This is a genomic window from Brevundimonas sp., assembly GCF_016463485.1.
In the GTDB taxonomy this organism is placed as follows: Bacteria; Pseudomonadota; Alphaproteobacteria; order Caulobacterales; family Caulobacteraceae; genus Brevundimonas.
This window is the reverse complement of sequence record NZ_JAEMRD010000166.1, coordinates 1-6734: the sequence shown is the minus strand read 5'-3', so window position 1 is coordinate 6734 and position 6734 is coordinate 1. Positions and strand designations below refer to the sequence as shown.

Sequence of the window (6734 nt, the reverse complement as noted above, 5' to 3'; positions counted from 1 at the left end):
TCTTGGCTTTGGCGCCCGAGGCCGCGCGGCTGCGTGCGACCGGCTCGGCATCGGGACCGAAGGCATAGCGCAGGCCCAGGGTCACGGTGTGCGAGGAGTCGTAGTCACCTTCGAGCGTGCCCTGCGAGAAGGCCGCGACCGACGAGGTCGTGAAGAACTCGGCGTCGCCCGTCAGGTAGCGATAGGTCAGGTCGATGTTGGCGCGGTCCGAAACGGCCCAGGCCAGGCCCGCGATGGCTTGCGCCGCGAACTTGGTGGACGAATCGTCGGCCGCGAAACCGACCGTGCGGTTGTTGCGGTGACGGCCGATCAGGTCCGTGTTGACGTGGTTCACGCCGGCGCCCAGGCCGACGAAGGGACGGATGCCCCAGTATTCCCAGCCAAAGTCATAGATGACATTGGCCATCAGGGTCGTCGAGGTGATGTCGCCTTCCGGCGAGAAGCAGGGACCGGTGGCGGGCGTCAGGTTGCAGACGCCGTTCGGGCCGGTCGAGGCGCGAACCGTGCCGACATCGCCAGAGCGATAACCGCCTTCGAGTTCAACGCGCCAGTTCGGGTTGAACCGGTAACCCAGACGCCCGAAAGCGGCCCAGCCGTCGTTGACCTCGAATTGGAAGTTGTTGCCGGTGGTGGCCGATTCCATGACCATGTCGCGGTCCATGTGATGGTAGCCGGCGTCAACGGCACCGTACCAGCCGTCGGGCTCAGCCGCCGCCGCACCGGCTGCGAACAGCCCCGCAACAGCAACACTCGCGAGAAGTTTCAGCTTCATGGTCGTCCTCATACAAAGATAATGTCGATGGGCCTCGCTTGCCGCGAAGCACTCGACTGCCGGAACGGTGACCCGTGTGCAGGGTTCCGTACGTCTCCATATTTTGACCCTGAATGTGGCGACTGTGGCGCCGTTTCAACACATCCGGCGCTCTTGGCTTCCGTAACGGCGCGCGCTTAAACGCGATCCGCAGCTTCAAGGAGGATGACCATGGCAATCCGGTTCGACGGCAAGGTGGCGATCGTGACGGGCGCAGGCGGCGGCCTGGGCCGACAGCACGCCCTGGCGCTTGCAGCACGGGGGGCCAGGGTGGTCGTCAACGACCTTGGGGTCGCGCGCGACGGCGAAGGCTCATCCGCTACCCCGGCCCAGTCGGTCGTCGCCGAGATCGTCGCGGCGGGCGGCGAAGCCATCGCCAACGGGGCCTCCGTCACCGATTCGGTCGCGGTCCAGGCCATGGTCGACGAGGCCGTCGCGAAATGGGGCTCGGTCGACATCCTGGTCAACAACGCGGGCGTCCTGCGCGACAAGTCGTTCGCCAAGATGACGCTGGAGGATTTCCGCTTCGTCGTCGACGTCCACCTGATGGGGGCGGTCAACTGCACCAAGGCGGTCTGGGACGGGATGCGCGAGCGGAACTATGGCCGCATCGTCATGACCACCTCGTCCTCCGGCCTGTACGGCAACTTCGGCCAGGCCAACTACGGCGCGGCCAAGATGGCGCTGGTCGGGCTGATGCAGACCCTGTCGATCGAGGGGGCCAAGAACAACATCAAGGTCAACTGCCTGGCCCCGACCGCCCACACCCGCATGACCGAGGATCTGGGCGCCGCCCTGCCGCTCGAGGCGCTGGGGCCCGAACTGGTGTCGCCGGGCCTGCTGTACCTCGTCAGCGAGGACTCCCCCAGCCGGGTCATCCTGGCCGCCGGTGCCGGTGGGTTCGAGCGGGCCTATGTGACGATCACCCAGGGCGACTATGCGACGGGCCCGGATGCGGTCGAGCAGATCGCCGATCGCTTTGACGCCATCTCGGACCGCGCTGGTGAGATCGTGCCCGAGATGGGGGCAGCTCAAGGCATGATCGAACTGACCAAGGCGCAGAAATATCATGGCGGTTGACGCCGTCGCGCCTGCGCTCGGCTCACTCTGCCTCGAGACTTGAAACGGATGCCGACTTGCGTTGACGCCACGGCAGGTGCGTAGGTTCGATACGAAAGCGCGCGATCCCGGACACAGAAGCCGGACGCGAAGAGGAAACCGGCGCTCAAGCAGTGAGGCTCCGCGAGCCGAACGGTAGCGCCCTAGAACAAGGATGCATCGCTGATGCGTGAAGCCGTCATCGTCTCGACCGCCCGGACCCCCATCGGCCGCGCCTATCGTGGGGCCTTCAACGACACCGCGCCCCAGCAGCTAGGGGCCCATGCGGTCAGACACGCCGTCGCCCGCGCCGGTGTCGATCCGGCTGAGATCGAGGACGTCGTCATGGGCGCGGCCCTGCAACAGGGCGGCACCGGCACCAATGTCGCCCGCCAGGTCGCCCTGGCCGCCGGATTGCCGGCTTCGGTTCCGGGCATGAGCCTGGACCGCCAGTGCGCCTCGGGCCTGATGGGGATCGCCACGGCGGCCAAACAGGTGGTCTTCGACCAGATGAAGATGGCGGTCGGCGGCGGGCTGGAGTCTATCTCCCTGGTCCAGAACCAGCACATGAACCTGTACCGGATGAAGGACGAGGACCTGCTGAAGGTCTCGCCGCACATCTATATGTCGATGCTGGAAACGGCCGAGATCGTGTCGCGCCGCTATGGCATCAGCCGGGATCGCCAGGACGAATACGCCCTGCGCTCGCAACAGCGCACGGCGGCAGCGCAAGAGGCCGGGCGGTTCGACGCCGAGATCGTACCGATGACCACCACCATGCAGGTCATGGACAAGGCGACGGGCCAGGCCTCGGCCAAGGAAGTCACCCTGTCGAAGGACGAGGGCAACCGCGCCGACACGACGCTGGAAGGGCTGAAGTCGCTGAAGACCGTCTTCGGCGGCGGCGAGGAAATCCAGCAAGGCGAATACATAACGGCCGGCAATGCGTCCCAGCTGTCGGACGGGGCCTCGGCCTGTGTGGTCATGGAGGCGGGGGAGGCCGTGAAGCGGGCGCTGCAGCCGCTCGGGGCCTATCGCGGCATGGCCGTCGCCGGCTGCGAGCCTGACGAGATGGGGATCGGCCCGATCTATGCCGTGCCGATCCTGCTGCGCCGTCACGGCCTGACCGTCGACGACATCGGCATCTGGGAACTGAACGAGGCCTTTGCCGCCCAGGTGCTGCATTGCCAAGACGTGCTGGGCATCCCCGATGACCGGCTGAACGTCTCGGGCGGTGCCATCTCGATCGGCCACCCCTACGGCATGTCGGGCGCCCGGATGACCGGCCACGTCCTGCTCGAGGGCAAACGGCGCGGTGCCAAGTACGGCGTCGTTACCATGTGCATCGGCGGCGGCATGGGCGCGGCGGGGCTGTTCGAGATCTACTAACTCTCCTCCCTGTCGCGGAGCGATGGGGAGGTGGATCCGAAGCCCGCTTGGGCGAGGAGACGGAGGGGCTGTTCGCTCCAGACACTGCACGTGCTGCGCGAGCCCCTCCACCACTTCGTGGTCCCCCTCCCCATCGCCAAGCGGCGATGGGGAGGAGAGGGTTCTACGCCGCGTCCGCTCTCTGGTCGTGATGGAACAGGCCGCCGCCGTTGCCGGAGATGCCGACGGACTTCAGGTCGCCGACGAAATCGTCTCGCCAGATCGACACGTCGGTGTCGCGCACCACCTTCATCAGGGCGCGCCATTTCCGGATGCGTTCCTCCAGCGGCATCAGCAGGGCGCGCTTGATGGCGTCGGCGATTTCTTCCCGGCTGAACGGATTGACCAGCAGGGCCTCGCCCATCTGTTCGGCCGCCCCCGCGAAGCGTGACAGGACCAGGACGCCCGGATCCTCGGGGTTCTGGGCCGCGACATATTCCTTGGCCACCAGGTTCATGCCGTCACGCAGCGGCGTCACCAGACCGACGCGTGACGCGCGATAAATGCCCGCCAGCTGATCGCGGCGGTAGCTGCGGTTCAGGTAGCGGATCGGTTGCCAGTCCATGTCGGCGAACTCGCCGTTGATCCGCCCGGCCAGGGCGTCCAACCGCGCCCGGATGTCCTGGTAGGTGTCGACATCGTCGCGACTGATCGGCGTGACCTGGACCAGGAAGACGTCGCCGCGCATCCCGGGATTGTCGTGCAGGAACTGCTCATAGCCGAGCATCCGTTCCTCCAGCCCCTTGGAATAGTCGAGCCGGTCCACCCCGACCATCATCGAGCGGAAGGCAGACGAGGCCGCCATCCGGTCGTAGGTCCGATTGCCCTGGGGCGAGTTTCTGGCGGCGATGAAGGCGTCCACGTCGATGCCGATGGGATAGACGCCTGCCTGGACGGTGCGGCCGAAACACTCCAGCCCGCCGTCGCCGACCAGCTCGCCCCGCGCCTCGGACACCACATAGTCGCGGAAGAGGTCCAGCCATTCCTGGGTCTGAAAGCCGATCAGGTCATAGGCAAACAGGCTTTCCACCAGCCGTCGGTGGTGCGGCAGGGTCACCAGCAGCTGACGCGCCGGCCAGGGGGTGTGCAAGAAGAAGCCGATGCGGTTGGTCACGCCCAGTCGCCTGAGGTCCCGGGCGATGGGGATCAGGTGGTAGTCGTGGATCCAGATGATGTCGTCCGGCTGGATCTGGGGCCGCAGGACCTCGGCGAACCGGGCGTTCACCCGCTCATAGCCCTCGCCGTACGACCGCTCGTAGGCCGTCAGGTCGACCCGGTGGTGGAACAGGGGCCACAGGGTCTTGTTGGCGTATCCATTATAGTATTCGTCGACATCCTGGGCCTCCAGGTCGACCAGGGCGACTGTGACGCCCGCCCGGTCTTCCCATTTGATGTCGCCGGTGAAGTGATCGACGGTCTCGCCCGACCAGCCGAACCACAGGCCGTCGTATTTGCGCAGGGCAGCGGACAGGGCCATGGCAAGGCCACCGGCCGAACCGGCGGCGGGGTCGGCGGGGGCCGACACCCGGTTCGAGACAACGATAAGTCGAGACATGCGCCTATAACGCCAAGCTCGGCGATTGGATCACGCCGATGAACCGGACGTGAACCGATTGTGCGTCAGCGGACATCGGTCCACGATCGGCTGAGCTCGATGGCGCAGTTGATGATGCCCACCAGCGAATAGGTCTGGGGGTAATTGCCCCACAGTTCGTCGTCGCCCAGCGAGATATCCTCGGACAGAAGGCCGGCGTTGGTCCGGCGCGACAACATCTGTTCGAAGATCTCGCGCGCCTCTTCGCTGCGTCCGTTCTGATGCAGGGCCTCGATGAACCAGAAGGTGCAGAAGTTGAAGGCCGTCTCGGGCTCGCCGAAGTCGTCGGGGATCACATAGCGGAACAGATAGGGGCCCTTCTTCAGATCCCGCTCGATGGCCTCGAAGGTGGCGACCTGGCGCGGATCGTCCGGCGTCAGGAAGCCCAGGTCGACCAGTTGCAGCAGGGAGGCGTCCAGCTCGTCCCCGCCGAAGGAGGCACCGAAGCGGCCCTCTGCGGGGATGAAGGTCTCTTTCTCTACCCGCTCGTGGATAATCCGGGCGCGGTCGGCCCAGAAGGCGGCGCGCTCGGCTAGACCCAGGTGATCGGCGGCCTTGGCCAGACGGTCGCAGGCGGCCCAGCACATCACCGACGAATAGGTGTGGACCCGGGCGATGGTGCGGAACTCCCACAGGCCCGCGTCGACCTGATCGTGCATGGCGAAGGCCCGTTCCCCGACATTTTCCAGCGCATAGAAGTCGTCGATCGTGCCGGGGCGCAGCAGTCGGGTGTCGTAGAAGCTCTGCACCAGCGGCAGGACGATCTGGCCGTAGACATCGTGCTGGAGGTGTTCGCGGGCCTGATTGCCGACGCGGACTGGCTCCATGCCGCGATAGCCGGCGACGGAGGTCACGATCCGCTCGTCGATGTCCTCTTCCAATCCGACACCATAGACGGGCTGGACATGCCCCCCGGCCGACTGGTCGACCAGGTTCCTCAGATAGACGAGGTAGTTCTCGAGGATGTCCACCGCGCCCAGCCGGTTCAGGGCGCGGACCGTATAATAGGCGTCGCGGACCCAGCAGTAGCGATAATCCCAGTTGCGCCCGCTTTCCGGGAACTCGGGCACCGAGGTGGTCATGGCCGCCACGATGGCGCCGGTCTCCTCATAGACGCAGAGCTTGAGCGTGATCGCGGCGCGGATCACCGCGTCCTGATAGTCCAGCGGGATGTAAAGGGTGCGGACCCAGTCCTTCCAGTAGGCGATCGTCCGGTCCAGCGTCGCGGAAACACCCGGCCCGACCTCCTGGTCATAGCCCTCGTCCGGCCCGAGGAAGAAGGCCAGCGGCTGCTCCAGCCGGAAGGTGCGCTCCTCCAGCACATGCGAGACCGGGCAGTCGGTGGTCAGCCGCAAGGTGATGTCGCTGCACAGGTAGCGGATGTGATTCGAGCCCGAGGTGACCTCGGCACGGCGCGCGCCCCAGTCGGCCGAGGGGCGCAGGCGGACGGTGATGCGCGGCGCACCGGCCAGCGGGCGGATGATCCGGCTGAAGGCCAGGGGGCGGTAGGTCCGCGCATGCTTCATGTGGCGGGGGGCGAAATCGATGATTTCCACGGAGGCGCCGTCCCCGGCGGTCAGGACCGTCCTGAGCACCGGGGTGTTCCGGACATAGGCCTGGGTGACATCCTTCAGCCCTTCCAGCTCTACCGACCAGAAGCCGTGCTCGGGGGCCTCGCCGTTCATCAGGGCCGAAAAGACCGGGTCGCCGTCGATACGCGGGGCGCAGGCCCAGACGAACCGACCCTGACGATCGATCAGGGCGCTGATCGAACAGTTGCCGATGGGGGCGAGGTCGAGGTTG

Annotated in this window: 5 protein-coding genes; 2 read left to right on the top strand and 3 right to left on the bottom strand. The window is 66.2% G+C overall.

Annotated elements, in window-relative coordinates; translation table 11 throughout:
- On the bottom strand, nt 1–772 hold a 772-nt coding region (locus JHC99_RS16590; RefSeq protein WP_292155734.1), incomplete at its 3' end, for an outer membrane beta-barrel protein.
- Between the two features lie 210 nt (nt 773–982).
- Here JHC99_RS16590 and JHC99_RS16585 point away from each other — a divergent pair.
- Entirely contained in the window at nt 983–1891 is a 909-nt protein-coding gene (locus tag JHC99_RS16585; protein WP_292155733.1) for an SDR family NAD(P)-dependent oxidoreductase, read from the top strand.
- 204 nt (nt 1892–2095) lie between these two features.
- Complete coding sequence (locus JHC99_RS16580; RefSeq protein WP_292155732.1) at nt 2096–3298, top strand: acetyl-CoA C-acyltransferase; 1203 nt, start codon at nt 2096–2098, stop codon at nt 3296–3298.
- 163 nt (nt 3299–3461) lie between these two features.
- On the opposite strand, the gene JHC99_RS16575 is transcribed toward JHC99_RS16580, so the two are convergent.
- Both JHC99_RS16575 and JHC99_RS16570 read right to left on the bottom strand, forming a co-directional pair.
- Nucleotides 3462–4892: a trehalose-6-phosphate synthase gene (locus JHC99_RS16575; protein WP_292155730.1), complete on the bottom strand. Its 1431-nt coding sequence runs from the start codon at nt 4890–4892 to the stop codon at nt 3462–3464.
- A gap of 65 nt (nt 4893–4957) precedes the next feature.
- On the bottom strand, nt 4958–6734 hold a 1777-nt coding region (locus tag JHC99_RS16570), incomplete at its 5' end, for a glycoside hydrolase family 15 protein (protein WP_292155729.1).

Coding starts and splice junctions, on each gene's coding strand:
- JHC99_RS16585 (WP_292155733.1), top strand. CDS start 983: ATGGCAATCCGGTTCGACGGCAAGGTGGCGATCGTGACGGGCGCAGGC.
- JHC99_RS16580 (WP_292155732.1), top strand. CDS start 2,096: ATGCGTGAAGCCGTCATCGTCTCGACCGCCCGGACCCCCATCGGCCGC.
- JHC99_RS16575 (WP_292155730.1), bottom strand. CDS start 4,892: ATGTCTCGACTTATCGTTGTCTCGAACCGGGTGTCGGCCCCCGCCGAC.